Here is a 21119-nt window from a genome sequence, read left to right on the forward strand (position 1 = left end):
CGGACGCTTTTCTCGGCCGAACCGTCCGCAACCTGCACGCACCTCGCCGTCTGGCGAGAAGAACGCTCTTCTCGCCGCCTAGGACCGCGCCCGGGTGCGAGCCAGCGCGGTCCCGGCCGCCGCGATCGCCACGGCGAAGAGGGCCACGATCGCGGACTGCGCGAGCACGCTCTCCACGAGCTCGCCGGTGAGGCCGTCGGCCGCGTACACCGCGCTCATGGCGTGGATGACCCACCAGATGGGGGTGAGCCGCGCCACGGCCGTCACCGCCGCTGCCATGTTGGCCTGCTGGACCCAGGTGCCGCCCAGGAACGTGAGCACCATCGAGCCCATGTTGCCCGCCGCGTGCGCGAGGTCGCCGGTGGCCCCGAGGCCCCAGAGCAGGTAGCCGTACGCGGCGCCCACGCAGGCCAGGGCCAGGAGCGGCACCTGCGCGAGCAGCACGAGCCGCACGTCCGTGCCCGCCAGCGAACCTGCGCACCAGAGCGTTCCGAGCACGCCCATCGCCGCCCAGACCGCGAGGCCCACGACGAGGCAGGCGAGCGCGAGCTGGGTCCCGCGCGCCGCGTCGGATACCGGGGCCGCGAGCAGGCGCGCCGTGACCGGCTGGTCGCGCCCGAGCGAGCGCAGCCCGCACGCGATGAGGATGGCCGTCCCGCCAAAGAGGGCGTACGTCGAGAACTGCATGAAGACGAGGTAGTTCGTCGGCAGCGCCCCGGAGTCGCCGGACGCGATGACGCCCACCTCCAGCCGTGCCCCCTCCGACGCCCGCGCCTCCTCGGCGCAGGCCACGGCCTGCTCGACGGAGAGCCCCGTTTCGGCGAGAAGCGCGTAGAGCTGCTGGGCGTAGGCGCGCACGCGCTGGCCGGCGAGCGAGCCGCGCGCGTCGCTGTAGCTCACCACGCACTCGAGCGCGGGCATCTCGGCGCCCCCGCGGGCCGCCGCCTCGAGGGCCTCCCCATAGCCTTCCGGAATGACGAGCACGTAGTTGGCCAGGTCCTTGGCGGCCGCGTCCTGCAGCGCGTATGCGGTGTCGGGCAGCTCCACGAGCTCGCCCGCCTCGGCGGCGTAGTCGGAGAGCGCCTCCGACACCGCGGAGCCGTCCCGGTCGATCACGGCGATGGTGGGCCGAGCGGCCTCGTATGAGCTCGATCCCGTGCCCACGTAGGACGCCATGAGCCAGCCAAAGGCCCCGAGCATGACCACGTACAGGGCGAGAAGGGCGCGGTGACGCAGGACCACGCGCCCGGCGAGTCTAAAGAGCTGCATAGCGCTGCCTCCTCATGAAGAGCGCCGCCACGGCGAAGAGCGCGGCGGAGATGGCCAGGAGCGTGCCCACGGACTGGGCGAACGGTGCGAGCGAGTCGTAGAACGCCAGGCGGTAGAAGGCCTCGCCGACCTGCACCGCCGGGTTTATCGCCTGCGCCCAGGGCAGGTGGAGGGAGAGCCAGTCGGCAAGCTCCAGCGACGGCGTGCCGAAGAGGCCCGCCGGAAGCGAGAGGCCCATCGTGGCGATGGTGCAGATGACGTCCTTGGCAGATGTGGACAGGCGCGGGATCGAGCCGATGAGGGTGCCGATGGCGCAGCTCACGAGCGCGCACGCGGCGCAGGCCGCCACGGCAAGCCCTTCTCGCCCGCCGAAGGAGACGTCCGCGACGAGCCGGATGTAGACGAACGCCACCACAAGGCACGCAAAGACCACGATCCACGCGGCGAGAAGCGCGGCTGCGAGCTGGCGGACCGGGCTCAGCGCGCCGAGCTGGCGCCGGGCGCCCTCCGGGGAGCCGTCCGCGCGCTTGGTGACCACGAGCAGCAGCGCCACCTGCGCGCCCATGAGGCTCGAGAAGCCGAGCATCGCGTAGTAGTAGCGCGCGAACTCGCTCGACTCGGTGCGCAGGACGGAGAGGCGCTCGGTGAGCACATCGTCTCCGGCGAGGGCCTCGGCGAGGCGGGTCGCGGCGTCCGCGGAGGAGAGGGCTGCCGGGTCGGCCTCGGCCACCGCGGCCATCGTCGCGGAGACCTGCAGGTAGCGCTCGAGCGCGAGCTGCACCACCGCCTGGTCCACGGTCCCGGTGGAGCGGGCGGGCACCTCCATGCGCGGCGCGGCGTCCGCCGAGGCCACCACGTAGGCGCAGACCTCCTCGGCCTCCGCCCCCGCCGCGGCGCTGGCCTCGTCGGGGTAGGTCACGACCTCGAGGACCGCGTCCTCGCCGGAGGCGAGCTCGTCCAGCACGGCGGTGAGCTCGTCGGCGGCCGCCGAGCCGTCCGAGACCACGCCCACGCGCGCCGCGTGGTCCACGTTCCCGGAGGCGTAGCCGTCGAACATGAACACGAAGACCGTGGCCAGAAGCAGCGGGAACAGCAGCACCCAGATGACCACGCCGCGGTTGCGCAGCGCCTGGGCGAGGTCGAAGCGCAGGAGCGAGAGCACGTCTTTCACGGCACACCCCCTAGTCGCGCAGCTCGCGGCCGCAGAGCTCGAGGAAGACGTCGTTTAGGGTGGGCGGCTCGCTCCAGACGCGCCCGCAGCTCACCCCGGCCGCGCGCAGCTCCTCGAGCACGTCCACGAGCGCGTGGGCGGCCGGCGCGCAGTCCACGCGCAGCTCGCCGTCGGCGTAGGAGGCGCGGTTCACGCACGGCAGCGCCTCCAGGCGCGCGAGCGTCTCGGGGGCGAGGGGCCCCGTCTGCGCCACGATCTTCTCGCCGGCGTCTATGAGGCGCTTGAGCTCGTCGCAGGTACCCTGCGCGATGGCGCGCCCGGCGTCCATGATCATGACTCGCCCGCAGATCTGCTCGACCTCCTCCATGTAGTGGCTCGTGTAGACCACGGTGGCGCCCTCGTCGCGCAGGCGGCAGATGCCGTCGAGGATGGCGCTTCTGCTCTGCGGGTCAACGGCCACGGTGGGCTCGTCGAGGAAGAGCAGCTCGGGCCGGTGCGCGATGCCGCAGGCTATGTTGAGCCGGCGCGCCAGGCCGCCCGAGAGCCTGCGCGGGCGCTTGTCCGCGTGCTCGGTCAGGCCCACGAAGTCGAGCGCCTCGTCCACCAGACGGCGGCGCTCGGCGCGCGCAGGCACGTAGAGCGCGCAGAAGGCGTCCACGTTCTCGCGCACGGTGAGCTCGTCGAGCACGGCCACCTGCTGCGGGACCACGCCGATGCGCCGCTTGAGGTCGTGGCGGGAGGGCGCCATCGGCTCGCCGAAGAGCTCGATGGTGCCGCGGTCGTAGGTGAGCAGCTGCAGTATGCAGTTGATGGCCGTGGTCTTGCCGCAGCCGTTGGGGCCCAGCAGGCCGAAGATCTCCCCCCGGGCCACGGCGAGGTCGAGGTGGTCGAGCGCCAGCGTCTGGCCGTAGCGCTTCACGAGCCCCTCCACGCGCACGATGTCGGTCATGTCTCCTCCTTATGCGGTCGGTGGCCCAAGTGTGCGCCGACGGCCGCGCGCCCGGAAGTGACGTATGTCACGAGAAGGGCGGGCGGGGCGTGACAGATGTCACGGGTGCCGCCCGCGCCGCGCCTGCTAGAATCGCCCGCATGGAGAGAATCGTCGACAAGTTCGTGGTGGTGGCGTGCTGCGCGGGGGCGCTGGCGCTCACGGGGACGGGCGCCGACGTCGTGGCCGCCTTGCTCGTGGCGCTGGCCTGCGCGTTTGTCGCCGAGCTGGTGCCGGGGCGCTGGAGGGTGGCGCCAGCCGTGGCCTACGCGGCGCTTTCGCTCGCGGTGCCGGTTGCCAGCGCCTTCGTGGCGCCGGTCGCCTACGACCTCGCCGCCGACCTCCGCACCCGCCGGCTCGCCGCCGCGTGCGCGCTCCTGCCGCTCGTCGCGACCTGGCGTGGCGGGCTCGTGGCGCCCGCGGCCCTCGTCGCGCTTCTCGCCGTGCTCGTTGCCGCGCTCCTGTCCGAGCGCACGCGTCGCGCGCTCGAGAGCCGTGCGGAGAACCTGCGCGCGGCCGACGCCCTGCGCGAGCGCGAGCTTGCCCTCGAGGCGCGCAACCGCGACCTCATAGACGCGCAGGACTACGAGGTGCGCCTCGCCACGCTCTCCGAGCGGGCGCGCATCGCCCGGGAGATCCACGACAGCGTGGGGCACCTGCTCACGCGCGCGGTCGTGCAGGCGGAGGCGCAGCGCGTGGTCCACGCGGGGGAGCCGTGCGAGGGGGGCTTCGCGGCGGTGGCGGCCACGCTGCGCGAGGCGCTCGACGAGGTGCGCGCGAGCGTGCACGACCTGCGCGACGACAGCTGCGACCTCTCCGTCCAGGTGCGCGCGGCGGCGGAGGCCGCCTGCGCGGGGTCGGGGGTCGAGGTGAGCTGCCGGGCGGAGGCGGCCGACGCGCCGCCGGCGGTGACGAGCTGCCTGCTGGCGGTGGTGCGCGAGGCCCTCTCGAACACCCTGCGCCACTCCGACGCCCGTCACGTGAGCGTGGAGCTCGCGGAGCACCCGGGGCTCTGGCGGCTGCGGGTGGCCGACGACGGGACCGCGTCGGTCGCGGGAGCGTCGGCGGGCGCGGGGATGGGGCTCGCCTCGATGGAGGAGCGCGTCCGTGCGCTCGGCGGCGCCTTCCGGGCCGGCCCGGGGGAGCGCGGCGGCTGGGTGGTCTTCGCAAGCGTCCCGCGGCGAGAGGAGCCAGGATGCGGGTTGTCATAGCCGACGACGACGCGGTCATCACGTCGTCGCTTGAGATCGTGCTCGGCGCCCAGCAGGACATCGAGGTCGTGGGCCTTGCCGCCGACGGCGCTGAGGCCGCGCGCCTGGCGTCCGAGCTCGCGCCCGACGTGGTCCTTCTCGACATCCAGATGCCGGGCACGGACGGCCTCGCCGCGGCCGAGAAGATCCTGGCGGCCCCGCACCCCCCGCGCGTGGTCTTCCTCACCACGTTCTCCGATGACGAGTACATCGTGCGCGCGCTGGCGCTCGGCGCCTCGGGTTACCTCATCAAGCAGGACGTGGGCGGGGTGGCGCCGGCCCTACGCGCGGTCATGGCCGGCCGCAGCGTGCTGGAGGGCGAGGTCCTGGAGCGCGCGGTGGCCCTCGGCGCGTCGTCCGGCGAGAAGGGCGCGGAGGAGCCTGACCTCGCCGCGATGTTCCCGCAGCTCACGGCGCGCGAGCGCGAGGTCGTGCGCCTCGTGGCGGAGGGCCTCGACAACCGGGAGGTTGCCGCGGCGGCCTACATGGGCGAGGGGACGGTGCGCAACCACATCAGCCAGATCCTCGCCAAGCTGGGGCTTCGCAACCGCACGCAGATCGCGGTTGCCTACTGGCGCGCCCTGCGGTAGCGCGCCGCGGGACGTGCGGCTTCCGGTCGTTCTTCTCGGCTGAACCGTCCGCAACCTGCACGTGCGAGAAGAACGTGCGGCTTCCGGTCGCTTCGGCCCGCGAAACCGTCCGCAACCTGCACGTGTTTCTCGCCCGTAAGCCAATGTTTCGCGTCTGCGTCAGAATCGGCGGGCAGCGGAGCCGCGCGGGGCGCGCCGCACTATCATGGAGGCCCGTGGAAACGAACTCTCACGGGAAGGTCACCTCATGTCAAAGCACATCTTCGTCACCGGCGGCGTCGTCTCGTCCCTGGGCAAGGGAATCACGGCTGCCTCGCTCGGGCGCCTCCTCAAGGCACGCGGCTACAAGGTCATGATGCAGAAGGCCGACCCCTACCTCAACGTGGACCCGGGCACGATGAGCCCGTTCCAGCACGGCGAGGTCTTCGTCACCGAGGACGGCTACGAGTCCGACCTCGACCTCGGCCACTACGAGCGCTTCATCGACGAGAACCTCACGCGCAACTCCAACTTCACCACCGGCGCCATCTACCAGAGCCTCATCCGCCGCGAGCGCGCGGGCGACTTCCTCGGCGGCACCGTGCAGGTGATCCCGCACGTCACGGGCGCCATCAAGGAGCGCTTCCGCCGCATCGAGGAGCAGACCGGCGCCGACGTGGTGATCACCGAGCTCGGCGGCACCATCGGCGACATCGAGGGCCAGGCCTTCGTGGAGGCCATCCGGCAGTTCCGCAAGGAGAAGGGCGAGGCCGACTTCTGCCTCATCCACGTGAGCCTCGTGCCCTACATCGCCGCCGCCCACGAGGTCAAGACCAAGCCCACCCAGCACTCCGTGCGCGAGCTGCGCTCCATGGGCATCCAGCCGGACTTCATCGTCTGCCGCTCCGACCACGAGGTGGGCGCCGACATCCGCGCCAAGATCGCGAGCTTCTGCGACGTCGAGGCCGACTGCGTCTTCGAGAACACCGACTGCGCCTCGATCTACGACGTGCCGGCGCTTCTCGCCGAGCAGGGCTTTGACCTCAAGGTCTGCGAGCGCCTGGGCCTGGAGCCGCGCGAGAGCCACATGGAGGGCTGGTACCGCTTCACGAGCGCCATGCACGAGGCAAACGAGAAGGACGACGTCACGCGCATCCGCGTGGTGGGCAAGTACACCCAGCTGCCGGACGCCTACCTCTCCATCATCGAGGCGCTGCACCACTCCGGCGTGATGTTCGGCCGCCACGTGGACATCAGGCTCGTGGACGGCGAGGCGCTCGGCGAGGACAACGTCGAGGAGGTCCTGGGCGACGCCGACGGCATCCTGGTGCCGGGCGGCTTTGGCCTGCGCGGCATCGAGGGCAAGATCTGCGCGGCGCACCGAGCCCGCACGCTCAAGGTGCCCTACCTGGGCGTCTGCCTGGGCCTGCAGGTGGCCGTGTGCGAGTTCGCCCGCGACGTCTGCGGACTGGAGGGGGCGAGCTCGCGCGAGTTCGTGCCCGACTGCGCCTACCCCGTGATCGACCTCATGCCTGACCAGGAGGACGTTACCGACAAGGGCGGCACCATGCGCCTGGGAGCCTACCCGTGCAAGGTGGCCGCCGGCACGCTCGCGGCCGAGGCCTACGGCGAGCCGCTCATCTACGAGCGCCACCGTCACCGCTACGAGGTCAACAACGCCTTCCGCGACCAGCTCACCGAGGCGGGCCTCGTGATATCGGGCCTCTCGCCGGACGAGCGGCTCGTGGAGATGGTCGAGCTTCCCGAGGACGTGCACCCGTGGTTCGTGGCGAGCCAGGCGCACCCCGAGTTCAAGAGTCGCCCGGACCGCCCGGCGCCGCTGTTCCGCGAGTTCGTGCGCGCCGCGATCGCGCGCCACGAGGGCGTGGACCGGCACGACGTGACGCCCGTAGTCGACTAGCGTGGGGGAGGGGCGGACCCCCGGGCACGGGGGCGCGCGCATGGACCTCGCCCGCGCGCGCGAGGAGTACCTGGGATATCTCGCCGTGGAGCGTGGGAGCTCGGACAACACCGTGGCGGCCTACGGGCGCGACCTCGAGCGCTACGTGGCCTGGCTTGCCGAGCGCGGCGTGGGCGACCCCGAGGACGTGACCCGCCCCCTCGTGGAGGGGCACGTGGCGGCCCTTGTCGAGGCGGGCCTCGCGCCGGCGTCGGTCGAGCGCGCGGTCTCGGCCGTGAAGGGGTTCCACCGCTTCATGGTGGCCGACGAGATCTGCTCCGCCTTCCCGACCTCCGACCTGCCGCTTCCCGCCAAGCCGGAGCGCCTCCCGGAGGTGCTCTCCGTGGAGCAGGCGGCGCGCCTTCTCGACCAGCCGTTCCCCTCCACGCCGACGGGCCTTCGCGACCACGCGATCCTCGAGGTCCTCTACGGCTGCGGGCTGCGCGTGAGCGAGCTCACGGGGCTCGACCTGCGCGCGACCCTGCTCGACGAGGGGCTGCTCCGCGTGGTCGGCAAGGGGGAGAAGGAGCGCGTGGTCCCCGTCCTCGGCGCGGCGGCCTCGGCGCTCTCCTCCTACCTCGACCGCGGCCGCGGCGCGCTCGCCGGCCGCCGTCCCTGCGAGGCGGTCTTCCTCAACGTCCGCGGGGGGCGGCTCTCTCGCCAGAGCGTGCACTCGATCGTCGAGAAGTACGGTCGCGTCGCGGGCCTCCCCGGCCTGCACCCACACACGCTGCGCCACAGCTTCGCGACCCACCTGCTCGAGGGCGGGGCCGACCTGCGGGCCGTGCAGGAGCTCCTCGGGCACGCCAACATAGCGACGACCCAGCTCTACACCCACGTGGACCGCAGCCACATACGGCGCGTGTACCTCGAGGCCCACCCGCGCGCTCGGCGGGCCTGAGCATGCCGCCCGCCCGAAGGGGGCACGGGCGTCGGGCCCGGGGCGTGGGGGTGGTGTAGACTCTGGGCACGTGCACGCCTCGAGGTGGAGGAGACCAGATGGGGAAAAGGGAGGGGCGCGCCCCCGCGTGGCTCGGGCCGGCCGCCGTCGCGCTCGGAGCGCTCGTACTGGGAGCCTCGGCGCTCCTCTTCGCCTCGCTCACGGGAAGCTATGACACGCTGGACCTGTCCGACCGCAGGGACATGCGCACGGTCGCCTCGGGAATCATCGTCGGGGCCGCGCTCGTGGCGTACGGCGTGTTCGAGATTGCCGGACGGCGCCGCGGCGCGTCCGGGGTCGAGGCTCGCCCGGGCGCCCCCGCCGGTCCGGCGCGCGTCCGTCCCGAGGCGCGCCCGCAGCCCGAGTCCCGCCCGCAGCCCGAGCCCAGCCCGCGGCCCGAGACCCGCCCCGCCCCGTCTGCGACGCCCTCTCCGCGCCCGGGCGGCGTCTCCGCCCTCGACCAGGTGCTCCCACGAGCCGAGAACGTCCTCTCGACCCTTGCCTACCTCGTGCGCGAGACCCCGGAGGCGTTCGGCGACGACCAGCTTGAGCTCGTCCGCCGCACCTGCTCGGGGGAGTCCGGGCCTCGCCTCTCGGCGCGCAAGCTCGCGCGCAACGGGCGCTGGTGGCTCGCCTCCGAGGACCCATGGCCCTCTCGCGAGGACCTCGACCGCACGCTCGCCGTAGAGGCGGCGCTCAACCTCGGGGCCGACGCGGCGCGCGCCGCGTGGCCTGAGGGCGTCTCGTCGACCGACGAGCGCGTGGGGGCGCTGCTCGCGGCGGTGGCGGACGCGTCTCCCGTCGAGCACCTCGGCAGCCGCTTCGTGACGGACCTCTCCGCGGGCGCTGACCCGGACGGGGAGTGGGTCTCCCGCCTCGCCTTCGCGGACGCCCTCGAGAACCTCCCCACTCCGTTTCGGACCGAGGTGTCCTTCAGGCTCTGCGTCGACGAGGCCGTCCTCGTCGCGGAGGCGCACGTCCCGCGCCCGGGGGCCTTCTCGTTCCTTCCCGCCGAGGGGCGCGTGGACGCGGGGCGCGCCTACGCCTACGACCTGGCCCTGCTGATCGGCCGCACGGCGCTCGAGGCCGTGCCGCGCGTCCGGCGCGTGGTCGTGAACTGCGGCGAGTTCGGCGGGGACGAGGTCGTGCTCTCCCTGGAGCTCTCTCGCTCGACGCTCGGGCGCATGGCGGCGGCGGAGCGCGACCGCGGGATCCCGAGCCCGGGGGCCTCGCTCAGGGTGGCCCCCCGCGAGGACGGCTGGCTCGGCGAGGTCGAGCCCGTCGTGTCCCTCGACGACGAGTCCCTCTGCCCCTCCGGGCGCTATCGCGCCGTCGAGCTCGACGGCGCGCCCGCTCCCGAGCCCCTCGTGCGCGCTTGCGGAGTCTCGCGCGTCTGCGACCTCGGCGTCGAGGAGGACGCGCCGCGCCTCGAGGCGTGGGGCCGCGTCGCCGGCCACCTTGGCGGCACGACCGAGGACCTCGTCTCGGAGCTTGTCTCGCTACGCGGGCAGACCCAGGACGAGACGGTGGCCGACGCGTGCGACCGTACGGCGCGCTCGCTCGTCTCCGGGGCCCTCGACGCCTCGGACGCCGAGGGGGTCATGGAGGTCTTCGTGGCCGGAACGCCGCTCGAGGCTGCCGTGAGCCGCTCGCGCTCGGCGCTCTCCGCACGAGACGGGGAGGGGGCAGACCCCGACGACCTCGAACTCGCCCTCGCCGCGCTCGAGCGCGAGCTCGAGGCCGTCGACGCCCGCTGCCGCGACGACGAGGGCACCGTCTGGCGCTCCTTCGGGTCCCGTGCCGAGCGCGTCGCCTACAACCTCGGCCTCGCGGACGGTCGGGTCGTCCGGCTCGCCCCGGAGGCCTGCTACCAGGCGCACATGGCCTCGGCCCGGATCCTGCTCGAGCTCGCGCGTCCCGCCGAGGCGCTCGCCCACGCCGAGCGCGCCTGCGAGCTCGGCCCGCTGCGCCCTCCCGCCCAGATCGTGCGGGCGGACTGCCTCGTTGCCCTCTCGCGGCTCGACGAGGCCGCCCGCCTGCTGTCCGACGCCTGCGCGCGCTGCGCGTGCGCCTCGGACGCCGGTCTGTACCTGTACCGGCTCGCCTCGGTCGAGCGCCGCCTCGGCCTGGAGGTCGCCGCGCTCGCCTGCTACCGACGCTCCATCGAGCTCGGCGGGCCCATGGTGGCGGCGGCGAGGAGCGAGTACGGGAGGCTGGCCGGGGCGGCCCACGAGACGCTCGCGGCGCGCCGAATCAACCCGTCGGCCTTCTCGGGGGAGGCGGTCGTGCGCGAGCTTCGTGCCGCCGGCCTTCCGGAGGTCTCGGCCGACGCGATGCTCTCGCGCCTTGCCGCGGCCACGGGCGCGTGCGTCGACGCGGGGCTCTTCCGCCCGGCTCGCGAGCTCGTGGCGTGCGTGGCGGAGCTCAGGCGCGACGACGCCCTCATGGACGTGGCTGACTCCCTCGAGAGGTGCTAGGCGCCTCCCGTGGCCTGCTCCCAGATCTCCGCGCTGATGGTAACCCCCTCCTCGGGGAGCGTCCCGCACGCGACCTCGGCCCCCGTGTCGGAGTCCACGATGGCAAGCTCCACGCTCCAGTCCTGCCGGCCGTCAAAGATCTGCAGATAGCCACAGCCCCCGATGATCATGTAGATGTCGACGCCGGCCTGGGTGTCGTCAACGAGGGAGGGAAGCGCCGTGACGCGCACGCTCCGCAGGTCGTCGCCCACCTCTGCCGAGATGACGCTCTGGCTGGAGCGCAGCGAGTCGAGGCGCTCCTCGATCTCGTCCTCCCAGGTCGCGACCTGCTCTAGAAGCTGATCGTCGGTGAGGGTGAGCAGGACGGCGCCGTCCTGCTCGACGGCGTCCACGGCCGCCGGGATGTCGCCCCCGCGGAAGTCCTCGACGACCTCATCCGCCTCGAGTCCGCAAAACGCAAGGAACGTCTCCGGGAAGAGCACGTGCACGGTCGCCTCCTCCGGGGGGTCGAGGTCTGCTGCGGGCTCGGCTGCGGGTGGGGTGGAGCACGAGCAGAGCCCCGCGCACAGCGCGGCGGACAGAAGGACGAAGGCGCGTCGGGATGTCATGGTGGCTCCTTTCAGTATGCTGGAAGCCTACCACCTCCGGAGGCGCGCCCCTCCTGGCGTCGGTGGCCGGAGGGGCGATCGCCGCGGGGGGCGGGGACGGCGCCCCACCGCGCTTGGGACGACGCCCCACCGCGGTGCCTGGGACGGCGCATGGGAGCCTCCTGAGCTGCGCTTCTCTCGCCAGCAGCTGACCCATTTGGCCTGTGAGCTGGGGATTCACGTCACTCACACAATACGTTTCCCAGAAAGTCGAACGTCGCCCCCGCACTTGTGCCTCAGGAGGCGTCAAGCCGCAACATCTGGGGTCTCACCGAGTCAGAAAACCGCTCAGACCCGTATTTCAACCACAAAGTGCAGCAAAGTGTTTTTTAGTGTCCCGAAGTGTGTCGCCTGCGCTATAGTATTCCCACGCTCCGGTCGGGGCTGGTTCTTCGTCTCGAAGGGAGGGTGGCATGCTTGCCGGGTCGTATCCGATGACCGTGGATGCCAAGGCTCGCGTCACCCTGCCCGCCGTCTTTCGCAAGCAGCTCGTTGAGGGCGACAAGAAGACGATATACCTTCTCCCGATGAAGGAGTGCGTGAACGGCTTCACCCCAGCGGGTCTCGAGAAGTTCATCGACGGCCTCTTCATCGAGAACGGCGTGGACCGCTTCGACTCCCGCAGCCGCAAGGACGTTCAGCTGAAGTCCCGCCTGTGGGCGAGCGCCGTGGAGGTCGACATCGACTCCGCCGGCCGCGTCGCCCTCGGCAAGCTCGATGTCGCCAAGGCTGGCACGCGCGAGCGGCTCGGGCTCACGGCCGACGTCACGGTCGCGGGCGCCGGGGACCACTTCGAGGTGTGGAACACCGAGAGGTGGAACGCGACGCAGGAGAGCTTCGAGGACGAGCTCGACGCTCTGCTCTACCACGACTAGGGGGTGAGGGTCTTGACAGCAGAATATCGGCACGTACCCGTGATGCTCGCCGAGGTCCTCGCCGAGCTCGACCCCCAGCCGGGGGAGGTGACCTGCGACTGCACGCTTGGAGGCGCGGGACACACCGTCGAGCTCGCGCGCCGCGTGGCCCCGGACGGCCTGTCGCTTGGCATCGACCAGGACGACATGGCCCTCGCGGCGGCCACCGAGCGCATCGCGCGCGAGGTGCCCGAGGCGAGCGTCCGCACCCTCAGGGGCAACTTCGGGGACCTCGACGATCTTCTCGTCGAGGCGGAGGTGCCCGGGGTCGACTGCTTCCTGTTCGACCTCGGCGTATCGTCCCCCCAGCTCGACATCCCGGAGCGCGGCTTCTCGTACCACGAGGACGCGCCCTTGGACATGCGAATGAGTTCGGGTAACAACACCCTAACCGCAGCAGAGGTCGTGAACACCTACAACGAAGCAGACCTCGCCCGAATCCTTCGCGTATACGGCGACGAGCGCTTTGCGTCCCGCATCGCGCGTCGCATCGTCGAGACCCGCGCCAAGGCGCCGATCGAGACCACGCTCCAGCTGGTAGAGGTCGTGAAGGCCGCGATTCCCGCGGCGGCGAGAAGGACCGGCGGGCACCCCGCCCGACGCACCTTCCAGGCGCTGCGCATCGAGGTCAACCACGAGCTCGACGTCCTCGACCGTGGCCTTCGCGCTGCGGTCCGATGGGCCAACCCGGGCGGGAGGATCTGCGTCATCTCCTACCACTCCCTCGAGGACCGCATCGTGAAGCACGTCTTCTCGGAGCTCTCGCAGGGGTGCACCTGCCCGCCGGACCTTCCGGTCTGCGTGTGCGGCCACGTGCCGATAGTCAGGGTCAGGACCAAGAGGCCCCTCGTCGCCTCCGACGAGGAGGTCGCGGCCAACCCGAGGTCGCGCAGCGCCCTCATGCGCGTGGCGGTCAGGCTCGACGACCCCGGCGCGCCCCAGGGGGCAAGGAGGAGGTAGCCGGCGAGAGCCGTCTACATAGCAAACGAGGCACCACCGCACCACCAACGCACCCTAAACGCACCACCAACACGCAACGAACGTAGGAAACCACAGTCTGAACCAACCCTTAAGGTCGCTTAAGAACAACTTGAGACTAAGCATCAAGTAACCCTCAAGTTCCCAGCGTACCTGCCGTATCGTCAGCACGCGCGGCCAAGCCGCCCAAGAGCGAGGAATCGCAATGAGGTACCAGGGATCCGAGGCATACAACATGAGCGCGACCGAGGTCAGGCGCGAGCGCACCCAGGTGGAGCAGCGCCCGTCCTTCGAGGTCGTCACCGGCGGCGGGCTTGACGCCCGCGCCCGCGCCGGCGTCTCCCCGCGCTTCGTGGCCCGCGTCCGCGCCGTGGTGGCCCTCGCGGCGGTCCTCGTCGTCCTGGGCATGGCGCGCGTCGCCATCACCTCCGCCACGGTGGCGCTGCTCACCTCAAACGCCTCCCTCAGCGAGCAGATCAGCGAGGCGCAGACCCTGAACGAGCAGCTCAGGATCGAGCGCTCCGTCCTCTCGAGCAACGCGCGCATCAGCCGCATCGCCACCCAGAACTACGGGATGGTGCTGCCCACCGAGTCCGTGCGCGTCACGCTCCAGGACGATTCGGCCGACGCGGCGGCCCCTGATGGGGAAGCTGCGCAGACGGGCGAAGATGCGGGCGCGCCCTCTGACGTGTCGTAGACTGGTTCCTCGTGAGCACAAGGGACAGACAGAGCCGCCCCAGGCGGAGCAACCATCCGGAGGCCTCGTACGACGAGGCCTCTCGTGCGCGATATCGCGTGAGGGCCTCGAGGCCCGGCGGCTCCGGCAGCGGGGGCGCCGACCACGGCCTCGCCGTGACCCGGCGCGCCTTCACCGCGCTTCTCGGCATCGTGGCGGCGCGCCTCGTGTGGCTCCAGCTCATCGACGGGCCCCGCCTCGCCGCCGCTGCGGCGGAGCAGACCACCAACGTCGCGACCCTGCGCGCCCGCCGCGGCACCATCTACGACCGCAACGGCAACGTCATCGCCATGAGCGAGGACTGCAAGACCGTCTACGCCAACCCCAGCGTCGTGACGGACCCCTCGGGCGTCGCAGACGTGCTCGTGGACGAGCTCGGCGGCGAGAAGAGCGCCTTCATGGAGCTCCTCACCAAGGAGACCACCTTCGTCTACCTCAAGCGCCAGGTCGACACCGACGTGGCGTCCAGGATCTCCGAGCGGCTCTCCGAGCTCGAGCTCGAGGGGGTCTACTACCTCGACGACACGAAGCGCGTCTACCCCTACGGCAACGTGGGGGCGCAGGTGCTCGGCTACGTGGGCACCGAGGGGAAGGGCCTCTCGGGCCTCGAGCTCTACTACGACGACGTCCTCACCGGCACCGACGGCGAGATGATCATGGAGACCGGCGCCGACGGCACCCCCATCGCGGGAGGGGCCTCGAGCGTCACCGAGGCCAAGGACGGCACCGACCTCGTCATCTCGATCGACATCGACCTCCAGCAGGCCTGCGAGGAGATCATCCGCGAGGCGCCCGAGACCTACGACGCGGCGTCGGGGTCGGTCATGGTCACCGACCCGCGGACCGGCGAGATCCTCGCCGCGTGCTCGACCCCGCTGCCCGACTTCTCCAACATCTCCGACACCATGGAGGAGCTCAGCCTCAAGCTCGTCTCGAGCGCCTACGAGCCCGGCTCGGTCTTCAAGGTGCTCACGACCTCCATCGGCTTTGACCTGGGGCTGTTCAACCCCGACTCCGTCTACACCGTCCCCGCCGCGGTCCTGGTGGGCGACGACTACGTCACCGACGACGACAACCGCGACTACACCGAGGACATGGACGTCCGCGAGATGATGCGGCGCTCCTCCAACACGGCCATGTCGCTCCTGGTCCAGGACGTGATCGGCGCGCAGCGCTTCTCCGAGGGCGTGGCGCGCTACGGGATCGGGAGCGCGACCGGGATCGACTTCCCCGGCGAGACCGCCGGCATCGTCAAGTCCCTCGACGAGTACGACGGCGCGACGGCGGGCTCGATGGCCTTCGGCCAGGCGGTCTCCATCCCGATGGTCCAGCTCGTGCGCGCCTACAGCGCGGTGGCCAACGACGGCGTCCCGTCGACGCCCCACTTCCTCGTCTCCAAGGGCGGGGAGGAGGCCTCCTGGCCCCTCGGCGACCCGGTCATCTCCGCCGAGGCGGCCGACATGGAGACGAGCGTCATGCGCACCGTCATGGAGGAGGGAACCGGCCGCAACGGCCAGGTGGAGGGCTACGACGTTGCGGGCAAGACGGGCACGGGCGAGCAGGCGTCCGAGGAGGGCGGCTACGGCGCGTACGACTTCACTGCGTCGCTGTGCGGCTTCGTCAACGCCGACTCCCCCGAGGCGCTCGTCTACGTGGGTCTGAACCACCTTCCGCACCTCGCCTCGGCCTCGGCGGCGAAGGTGTTCCACGACGTCATGGCCCAGACCGTCAGCATCATGGGCGTCAAGCCCGTTTCGTGAGAGCAGGGAGTAGCCACATGCTGAGCATGTCCGTACCAGACATCGCGCGCGTCACGGGCGCGGAGCTTCTCGTCGAGGGGACGCGCGACGTCTCGGGCGAGGTCGTCATCGACTCGCGCGCCGTGGGCGAGGGGGGCGTGTTCGTCGCCTTCGCCGGGGAGCGCGTCGACGGAAACGCCTACCTTGCCGGCGCCGCGCGCTCCGGGGCCGCGGCCGTCGTGGCCTCCGCTGAGCCCGCCCCCGAGGCCGTCAGCGCCGCGCGCGAGGCCGGGTGCGCCCTGCTGCGCGCGGAGGGAGGCGACTGCGAGGAGTTCCTCCTTCGCCTGGCGCGCGCCTGGCGCGAGCGCCACGGCGAGTGGGTCGTCGTGGGCGTGACGGGGTCGGTCGGCAAGACCACCACCAAGGACATGCTCGCCGCGGCCATCGGCTCGCAGCGCCGCTGCCACGCCACGGCCGGCAACCTCAACAACCTCATCGGCCTGCCCCTCACGGTGCTCTCCGCGCCCGAGGACAGCGAGGTGCTCGTCTGCGAGCTCGGCATGAACCACTTCCACGAGATCGAGCGCATGGCGGCTTGCTGCACGCCCACGCTCGCCTGCGTCACCAACGTCGGCACGAGCCACATCGGGCTTCTCGGCAGCCGCGAGAACATCGCCCGGGCAAAGGCCGAGATCGTCTCCGGGATGCGCGCCCACGGCGAGCTCGCGCCCACGCTCGCGCTCATGAGCTCGGGGGACCTCAGCCCCTTCATCGCCGAGGGCTTCGCCGGGCCCGCCGGCGTCGACGTGCTGTGGGCGGGGTCGGCCGAGGGCGACGACGTGCGCGCCGTCGAGGCGGAGGCCGTGGGCGACGGCCGCTTCCGCGCGCTCGTGAGCTGCTCGGACGGCTGGAGTCGCCACGTCACCCCGTCCGTGCCCGGCAGGAAGGCCGTCGACGACATGCTGCTCGCCCTCGCGCTCGTCTGGCGCCTCGGCCTCGACCGCGACGTCGCCATGGACGCCGTCGAGCGCATGGCGGCCACCCACATGCGCCTCGAGGTCGTGGAGGCGCCCTGCGGTGCGCGCTTGATCGACGACTCCTACAACGCCGCCCCGGCCTCGATGGCCTCCTCGCTCGACGTGCTGTGCGACCTGCCCGGCGCCACCCGGCGCGTGGCGGTCCTCGGCGAGATGGGCGAGCTCGGCGACGAGGCGGCGCGCCTGCACGGCTACGTGGGCGCCTACGCCGCCGCCAAGGGCGTCGACCTGCTCGTGCTGGTCGGCGGCGAGCTCGCGGGCGAGATGGCCGAGGCCGCGCGCACGATGGGGCTCTCGGAGGACGCCATAGAGTGCTTCCCCAGCGTGGAGAGGGCGACGGAGGTCATGGCGCCCGTGCTCGGAGATGGTGATGTCGTGCTCGTCAAGGCCTCGCGCGCGGCGGGCCTCGACGCGTTTGTGAGGGGAGTGCTCGCCCGATGATCGGAATACCCGCCTATCCCACCTACCAGGTGTTTCTCGCCATCGCGATAGCCGCGGCCGTGACGGGGCTCGTGATGCCGCTGTTCATCCGCCTCATGCGCCACGAGGGCGTGGGCCAGCAGGTCCGCGCCGACGGCCCGCAGCGCCACCTCGTCAAGCAGGGCACCCCCACCATGGGCGGCATCGTCATCCTCGTGGGCGTCCTCGTGGCCACCGCGCTCGTCGCGAGCTGGACGCCCGCGCTCATCCTCGCGGTGGCGGTCACGCTGCTCACCGGCTCGCTTGGCCTGCTCGACGACGTCGAGTCGGTCGCGCACGGCCGCTCGCTCGGCCTCACCCCCTCGCAGAAGATGGCCGGGCTCATCCTCGTCTCGGTGGGATTTTGCCTCGTGGCGGTCAACGCCTGCGGCATCTCGCCGGTCGTGAGCTTCCCCGGCGGGCTCGCCGTCGACCTCGGCGTGCTCACGAGCACCTTCGAGCTCGGCGACGCCACGGTGTCCGTCCCCTGGCTCTACCTCGTCTTCGTCTTCCTGCTCATGGCGGGCCTCTCCAACGCCGTTAACCTCACCGACGGCCTCGACGGCCTCGCCGGAGGCTGCACGATGGTCGTCATGCTGTTCATGGCCATGGTCGCCTACCGCTACGACGAGCTCGACCTCGCCATCTTCGCCGGCGCGATCGCGGGCGCCTGCGTGGGCTTTCTCTGGCACAACTGCTACCCCGCCTCGATCTTTATGGGCGACACGGGCTCGCTGGCCCTCGGCGCCGCCTTCGCCGCGCTTGCCGTGCTCACCAAGACCGAGGTCACCTCGCTCGTCATGGGCGGCCTTTTCATCTGCGAGGCCCTCTCCGTCATCATCCAGGTCGTGAGCTTCAAGCTCACGGGCAGGCGCGTCTTCCCCATGACCCCCATCCACCACAGCTTCGAGAAGATCGGCTGGGCCGAGAACAAGGTCGTGGTGCGCTTCTGGATCGTGTCGGCCGCCTTCGCGGCGCTCGGCTTCGCCCTGTACTTCCAGCTCGGCTAGGGGAGTGACGAGAATGACCTCGACCTCGCACAGTCAGCTCGGCGACGTGCTCGTGCTCGGGCTCGGCCGCACCGGCGAGTCGGCGGCGCGCCACCTCGCGTCGCTCGTGCCCTCCCGGGTGAGCTCGGTGACCCTCTACGGGGGTGCCGACTCACGCCCCGGCGAGCGCTCGCGCGCGCTCGAGCTCGCGGGCGTCTCGGTCGTCACCGGGACCGAGGCGGTGGAGGGGAGCTACGACCTCGCGGTCGCCTCGCCGGGGATCCCGCTCGACTCGGCCTTCCTGCGCTCGGCGGCCGCCTGCTCGCGCGAGCTGGTCGGCGAGGTGGAGCTCGCCTTCCGCGAGAGCCCCGGGCGCTGGGTCGCGATCACGGGCACCAACGGCAAGACGACCACGACCTCGCTCACGACGCACCTCATGCGCGAGGCCGGCATGGCGGCGCGCTCCGTCGGCAACATCGGCACCCCGCCGACCGAGGCCCTCGCCGACCGCGGGGAGGGCGAGTGGTTCGTCGCGGAGCTCTCGAGCTTCCAGCTCGCCACGACCGAGCGCCTGCGCCCGCGTGCGGCGGTGCTGCTCAACGTCACCCCCGACCACCTCGAGTGGCACCACACGATGGAGGCGTACGCCGCCGCCAAGGAGCGGGCCTTCGCCAACATGGGCGCGGGCGACCTCGCCGTCGTCTCCGTCGACGACGCGTGGTGCCGCTCGGTCGCCGCGCGCTGCGAGGGGCGGGGCCTGCGCACCTGCGAGCTCTCCGTGGAGCGCGAGCCCGACTCCGCCTGCGCCGCCTTCCTGCGGCGGGACACGCTCGTGGTGCGCCTCGACGGCGTCGAGCACGCCCTCCTCGACAGGTCCGACCTCAAGATCTTCGGCCTGCACAACGCCCAGAACGCGCTCGCCGCCGCGTCGGTTGCCCTTGAGCTCGGCGCCTCGCCCGAGCGCGTCCGCGACGGCCTCGCGTCCTTCTCGCCGATCGAGCACAGGATCGAGCCGGCCGGCGAGGTGGGCGGGGTGCGCTACGTGAACGACTCCAAGGCCACCAACACCGACTCGGTCGAGAAGGCGCTCACGGCCTTCGACGCCGGAACCGTCGTGGTCCTGCTCGGCGGGCACGACAAGATGACCGACCTGTCCTCGCTCGCCGACGCCGCCTGCGCGCGCTGCCGCGTGGCGGTGTGCTTCGGCGAGGCGGGGCCGCGCATCGCCTGCGCCCTCGAGCGGGCGCGCGACGCCTCCGGGGCGCGCCTCGAGGTCCTGCGGGCGCCCCACCTGCGCGAGGCCTTCGACGCCGCCGTGCGCGCGGCGCGCCCGGGCGAGACGGTCCTGCTCTCCCCGGCGTGCTCGTCGTTCGACGAGTTTGCCAACATGGCCGAGCGCGGGCGGCTCTTCAAGGAGCTCGTCAGGCGCCTGGGCGAGGGGGCCTAGCGGATGGGGGGCCTCGGCGCACAGGGCGCGGTCGCGCGCCGCGCGGGCCGTCCCGGCCGCGCCGGACGCGGGGAGCGGACGATCTTCGGCGTGCCGGAGCGCTTCATGCGCCCGCGGCTCGTCCTTCTCGCCGCCGTCGCCGTGCTGGTGGGGTTCGGCCTGCTCATGGTCTACTCCGCCTCGTCCGTCTCGGCGCTCTCCGACACCGGCGACGCCGCCTACTACCTCAAGCGCCAGCTCATCTTCGTCGCGGGCTGCACGGCCATCGCGGCCTTCCTGGCCTTCGTCGACTACCACGTGTGGGTGCGCCGCCTGCTCATGCCCGTCTGGCTCGTCACCGTGGGCATGCTCGTGGCGGTCATCTTCCTCGGCACCGACAACGACATGGGCGCCACGCGCTGGATCGACCTCGGCTTCTTTGACCTGCAGCCGTCCGAGCTCGCCAAGGCGGCCATCATCCTGACGGCGGCCAACCTCGCGGAGCGCTACTTCGACGAGGGCTCGCTCGACTGGGGCTCGTTCGTCAAGCTGCTCGTCGCCGGAGTCGGTGTGCCGCTCGCGCTCATCCTCATCCAGCCCGACAAGGGCTCCACGATGGTCGTCGCGCTCACCCTCGTGGTGATGGGCTACCTCGCGGGCATGCCCAAGCGCCTGCTGCTCGTCCTCCTCGTCGTCGGCGTCGTCGGGTTCTTGGCCTTATCCCTCAGGGACGACTACTCCCGCCAGCGCCTGATAGTCATGTTCAACCCCGAGTCCAGCGAGTTTCGCTACGGCGCGGGCTGGCAGCTCGTCCAGGGCTTCTACGCCTTCGGCACGGGCGGGCTCCTCGGCGTGGGCGTCGGCTTCTCGCGCCAGAAGTACTCCTACCTGCCGATGGCCCACAACGACTTCATCTTCGCCGTCATAGGCGAGGAGTGCGGCCTGCTCGGCACCATCGGGTTGCTCGTGGGGTTCTCCGTCTTCCTGTGGGCGGGCTTCCAGGTGGCCCGCTACGCCCCCGACCTCGCCGGGCGCCTCGTGGCCGCGGGCTGCACCTCGATCGTGATCATCCAGCTGCTGCTCAACGTCTGCGGCGTGCTCGGCCTGTTCCCGATGTCGGGCAAGCCGATCCCGTTCATCTCCTACGGCGGCTCGTCCACGCTCGGCAGCTTCGTGCTGCTGGGGCTCGTCCTGTCGGTCTCGCGCCACTCGCGCCTGCCCGAGACCGCCCACGACGGCATGCGCCGCTCCTGGCAGCTCCAGGAGGGAGATGACGAGGGCGCGGGGCCGGCCCTCTCGTTCGTGGGCGAGCCCACGGCGCGCTCGCAGCGCGCGACCGGGCCCGCGGACGGCGGACGCCGGGCGTCGCGCGGCTTCACCGTGGTCGAGGGCGGTGCCCGCCTGGGCGGCGGGGAGCGTCGCGGCGCCCGGGCGCCGCGCGGGGCGTCCGAGGGCCGGCGCGGCGCGGGGACGTCCGGGAGGAAGAGGATAGACCTCGGGCCGAGCGCGGCCGAGCGCCTGCGCACGTCGCGCGGCTCGGGCCCGAGGACCAGGCGATAGGAGGCAGGAC

At 71.9% G+C, this 21119-nt stretch carries 17 protein-coding genes; 13 read left to right on the forward strand and 4 right to left on the reverse strand.

The features are described from left to right. Positions 1-78 precede the first annotated feature (78 nt). From B5F23_RS06300 to B5F23_RS06310, 3 genes are read right to left on the reverse strand one after another with little or no spacing between them, the layout of a single operon-like run. On the reverse strand, positions 79-1269 hold the full coding sequence (locus B5F23_RS06300) for an ABC transporter permease (RefSeq protein WP_087352894.1): 1191 nt from the start codon (positions 1267-1269) through the stop codon (positions 79-81). Further along, the gene (locus B5F23_RS06305; RefSeq protein WP_087352896.1) at positions 1256-2440 is read right to left on the reverse strand and encodes an ABC transporter permease; all 1185 of its coding nucleotides are present in this window, start codon (positions 2438-2440) and stop codon (positions 1256-1258) included. Before B5F23_RS06305 ends, B5F23_RS06300 begins: the two co-directional genes overlap by 14 nt. A gap of 10 nt (positions 2441-2450) precedes the next feature. Beyond that, positions 2451-3389: an ABC transporter ATP-binding protein gene (locus B5F23_RS06310; RefSeq protein WP_087352898.1), complete on the reverse strand. Its 939-nt coding sequence runs from the start codon at positions 3387-3389 to the stop codon at positions 2451-2453. Positions 3390-3478: 89 nt separating this feature from the next. On the opposite strand from B5F23_RS06310, the gene B5F23_RS06315 reads away from it, so the two are divergent. The 5 genes from B5F23_RS06315 (at position 3479) to B5F23_RS06335 (ending at position 10624) form a co-directional block, all read left to right on the forward strand. Next, on the forward strand, positions 3479-4639 hold the full coding sequence (locus B5F23_RS06315) for a sensor histidine kinase (RefSeq protein ID WP_143786379.1): 1161 nt from the start codon (positions 3479-3481) through the stop codon (positions 4637-4639). Further along, positions 4624-5268 (forward strand): response regulator, encoded by a 645-nt coding sequence (locus B5F23_RS06320; RefSeq protein WP_087352902.1) that lies wholly within the window; start codon positions 4624-4626, stop codon positions 5266-5268. The genes B5F23_RS06315 and B5F23_RS06320 overlap by 16 nt, the downstream gene beginning before the upstream one ends. A 247-nt stretch (positions 5269-5515) precedes the next feature. Beyond that, positions 5516-7168, forward strand: coding sequence for a CTP synthase (locus tag B5F23_RS06325; protein WP_087352904.1), 1653 nt, complete (start codon positions 5516-5518; stop codon positions 7166-7168). 40 nt (positions 7169-7208) lie between these two features. Further along, on the forward strand, positions 7209-8108 hold the full coding sequence (locus B5F23_RS06330; RefSeq protein ID WP_087352906.1) for a site-specific tyrosine recombinase: 900 nt from the start codon (positions 7209-7211) through the stop codon (positions 8106-8108). A gap of 98 nt (positions 8109-8206) precedes the next feature. Further along, the gene (locus B5F23_RS06335) at positions 8207-10624 is read left to right on the forward strand and encodes a tetratricopeptide repeat protein (RefSeq protein ID WP_087352908.1); all 2418 of its coding nucleotides are present in this window, start codon (positions 8207-8209) and stop codon (positions 10622-10624) included. Here the strand turns inward: B5F23_RS06335 and B5F23_RS06340 are convergent. Further along, positions 10621-11232 (reverse strand): hypothetical protein, encoded by a 612-nt coding sequence (locus B5F23_RS06340; RefSeq protein WP_087352910.1) that lies wholly within the window; start codon positions 11230-11232, stop codon positions 10621-10623. The genes B5F23_RS06335 and B5F23_RS06340 overlap by 4 nt on opposite strands. 452 nt (positions 11233-11684) lie before the next feature. On the opposite strand from B5F23_RS06340, the gene B5F23_RS06345 reads away from it, so the two are divergent. From B5F23_RS06345 to B5F23_RS06380, 8 genes are all read left to right on the forward strand, one after another. After that, entirely contained in the window at positions 11685-12146 is a 462-nt protein-coding gene (locus B5F23_RS06345) for a division/cell wall cluster transcriptional repressor MraZ (protein WP_087352911.1), read from the forward strand. 12 nt (positions 12147-12158) lie between these two features. Continuing rightward, a complete protein-coding gene (rsmH, locus tag B5F23_RS06350) occupies positions 12159-13145 on the forward strand; it encodes a 16S rRNA (cytosine(1402)-N(4))-methyltransferase RsmH (protein WP_087352913.1) in 987 nt (328 codons plus the stop codon). A gap of 223 nt (positions 13146-13368) precedes the next feature. Further along, positions 13369-13860 carry a cell division protein FtsL gene (gene ftsL, locus B5F23_RS06355; protein ID WP_087352915.1) on the forward strand — a complete coding sequence of 164 codons (492 nt, stop codon included), beginning with the start codon at positions 13369-13371 and terminating at the stop codon, positions 13858-13860. Positions 13861-13958: 98 nt separating this feature from the next. After that, positions 13959-15659, forward strand: coding sequence for a peptidoglycan D,D-transpeptidase FtsI family protein (locus B5F23_RS06360; protein ID WP_241145814.1), 1701 nt, complete (start codon positions 13959-13961; stop codon positions 15657-15659). A 17-nt stretch (positions 15660-15676) separates the two neighbouring features. After that, positions 15677-17116 carry a UDP-N-acetylmuramoyl-tripeptide--D-alanyl-D-alanine ligase gene (locus tag B5F23_RS06365; protein WP_087352919.1) on the forward strand — a complete coding sequence of 480 codons (1440 nt, stop codon included), beginning with the start codon at positions 15677-15679 and terminating at the stop codon, positions 17114-17116. Next, a complete protein-coding gene (gene mraY, locus B5F23_RS06370; protein WP_087352921.1) occupies positions 17113-18144 on the forward strand; it encodes a phospho-N-acetylmuramoyl-pentapeptide-transferase in 1032 nt (343 codons plus the stop codon). The genes B5F23_RS06365 and mraY overlap by 4 nt, the downstream gene beginning before the upstream one ends. A 13-nt stretch (positions 18145-18157) precedes the next feature. Continuing rightward, entirely contained in the window at positions 18158-19570 is a 1413-nt protein-coding gene (gene murD, locus B5F23_RS06375) for a UDP-N-acetylmuramoyl-L-alanine--D-glutamate ligase (protein WP_087352923.1), read from the forward strand. A 3-nt stretch (positions 19571-19573) separates the two neighbouring features. Then, a complete protein-coding gene (locus B5F23_RS06380; protein WP_087352925.1) occupies positions 19574-21109 on the forward strand; it encodes an FtsW/RodA/SpoVE family cell cycle protein in 1536 nt (511 codons plus the stop codon). Positions 21110-21119 lie beyond the last annotated feature (10 nt).

Source organism: Olsenella sp. An188, from assembly GCF_002160255.1.
In the GTDB taxonomy this organism is placed as follows: domain Bacteria; phylum Actinomycetota; class Coriobacteriia; order Coriobacteriales; family Atopobiaceae; genus Thermophilibacter; species Thermophilibacter avistercoris.

What these genes read in the sequence shown, in the direction of transcription:
- B5F23_RS06300 (WP_087352894.1), bottom strand. Translation starts at nt 1,269, where the DNA reads ATGCAGCTCTTTAGACTCGCCGGGCGCGTGGTCCTGCGTCACCGCGCC.
- B5F23_RS06310 (WP_087352898.1), bottom strand. Translation starts at nt 3,389, where the DNA reads ATGACCGACATCGTGCGCGTGGAGGGGCTCGTGAAGCGCTACGGCCAG.
- B5F23_RS06320 (WP_087352902.1), top strand. Translation starts at nt 4,624, where the DNA reads ATGCGGGTTGTCATAGCCGACGACGACGCGGTCATCACGTCGTCGCTT.
- B5F23_RS06325 (WP_087352904.1), top strand. Translation starts at nt 5,516, where the DNA reads ATGTCAAAGCACATCTTCGTCACCGGCGGCGTCGTCTCGTCCCTGGGC.
- B5F23_RS06330 (WP_087352906.1), top strand. Translation starts at nt 7,209, where the DNA reads ATGGACCTCGCCCGCGCGCGCGAGGAGTACCTGGGATATCTCGCCGTG.
- B5F23_RS06335 (WP_087352908.1), top strand. Translation starts at nt 8,207, where the DNA reads ATGGGGAAAAGGGAGGGGCGCGCCCCCGCGTGGCTCGGGCCGGCCGCC.
- B5F23_RS06340 (WP_087352910.1), bottom strand. Translation starts at nt 11,232, where the DNA reads ATGACATCCCGACGCGCCTTCGTCCTTCTGTCCGCCGCGCTGTGCGCG.
- B5F23_RS06345 (WP_087352911.1), top strand. Translation starts at nt 11,685, where the DNA reads ATGCTTGCCGGGTCGTATCCGATGACCGTGGATGCCAAGGCTCGCGTC.
- ftsL (WP_087352915.1), top strand. Translation starts at nt 13,369, where the DNA reads ATGAGGTACCAGGGATCCGAGGCATACAACATGAGCGCGACCGAGGTC.
- B5F23_RS06365 (WP_087352919.1), top strand. Translation starts at nt 15,677, where the DNA reads ATGCTGAGCATGTCCGTACCAGACATCGCGCGCGTCACGGGCGCGGAG.
- mraY (WP_087352921.1), top strand. Translation starts at nt 17,113, where the DNA reads ATGATCGGAATACCCGCCTATCCCACCTACCAGGTGTTTCTCGCCATC.
- murD (WP_087352923.1), top strand. Translation starts at nt 18,158, where the DNA reads ATGACCTCGACCTCGCACAGTCAGCTCGGCGACGTGCTCGTGCTCGGG.
- B5F23_RS06380 (WP_087352925.1), top strand. Translation starts at nt 19,574, where the DNA reads ATGGGGGGCCTCGGCGCACAGGGCGCGGTCGCGCGCCGCGCGGGCCGT.